1 protein-coding gene and 1 pseudogene are annotated in these 1,123 nt (G+C 65.5%); both read right to left on the reverse strand.

Annotation, left to right across the window (positions count from 1 at the left end):
* A pseudogene (locus tag EOC06_RS35635) lies at positions 1 to 195 on the reverse strand (ABC transporter permease); the annotation flags it as partial.
* A 76-nt stretch (positions 196 to 271) separates the two neighbouring features.
* Positions 272 to 1,123, reverse strand: an 852-nt coding sequence (locus tag EOC06_RS44425; RefSeq protein ID WP_245470368.1) for an ATP-binding cassette domain-containing protein, incomplete at its 5' end; no start/stop codon positions are given.

Below are 1,123 nucleotides of genomic sequence, written 5' to 3' on the forward strand. Positions count from 1 at the left end.
ACACACGACCGAGCCGACGGAAAGGTCGATGCCGCCGACGATGAGCAGGATCGTCATGCCGACGACGACGATGCCTTCGATGGAAAAGCTCATCAGCATGGCGCGGAAATTGCCCCATGTCAGGAAGTGCGGCGAGGCGAAGCTCATGGCGATGCACAGCGCCAGGATGATAACGATCAGCCCGGCCTCGCGCATCGAGGCGAGCTGAGCGAAATTGATGCGCCGCCCGGCGGCCTTGATCTCGGCGTGCACGAGCGCTTCTCCTGATTCCCTAGGCGACATTCTGGGCCTGCCTTTGATTTGAACTGTCTTGAACGCCCGAGGCGAGCATGATGATGGCTTCCTCGCCGAGCTCGCTGGCGGCGAGTTCGCCGGCGATCCTGCCTTCGCGCACCACGACAACGCGGTCGCACAGACCGATCAGCTCCGGCAGCTCCGACGAGATGACGATGACGCCGACACCGCTGCCGGCAAGCTGGCGCAGCAGCCGGTGGATCTCGACCTTGGCGCCGACATCGATCCCGCGCGTCGGCTCGTCCATGATGATGACCTTGGGGCTGACGGACAGCTGCCTGGCGATGGCGACCTTCTGCTGGTTGCCACCGCTCAGCGTCGAGACGGTAGCGTCGATGCCGGCCATGCGCACGCCCAGCCTGCCGGTCAGTTCCCTCGCCTGACGATCCTCGGCCTTGCGGTCAAGCAGGCCGAGGCGCCCGGTCAGCCTGGCGAGGTCGAGCGCCGAGATGTTCGCCGCGATCGGCAGATCGAGGAACACGCCGGAGCCTTTGCGGTCCTCGGAAAGATAGACCAGCCCCGCCTTGACCGCATCGCCATAGCCGCGCAGCCGGAGCTGCTTTCCGTCGAGCGCGACGGTTCCAGACGTCCTTGGCCTCAGACCACAGACCGTTTGCGCGATCTCGCTGCGGCCGGCCCCGATGAGGCCGCCTATGCCCAGAATTTCGCCGGCACGAAGCTGCAGATCGACGTCGGCGAAGCGGCGGCCATCGGAAAGCCCCTCGACCGCGAGAAGCAGGCGCCCCGGCTGTTGCGGCGCCAGCTTGTCGGGATAGAGCTGGGTGATTTCGCGGCCCACCATCTTGCGCACGACATCGTCAGGTGAAAC

Origin of the sequence: Mesorhizobium sp. M7A.F.Ca.MR.362.00.0.0 (assembly GCF_004023175.1) — a bacterium.
Taxonomy (GTDB): Bacteria; Pseudomonadota; Alphaproteobacteria; order Rhizobiales; family Rhizobiaceae; genus Mesorhizobium.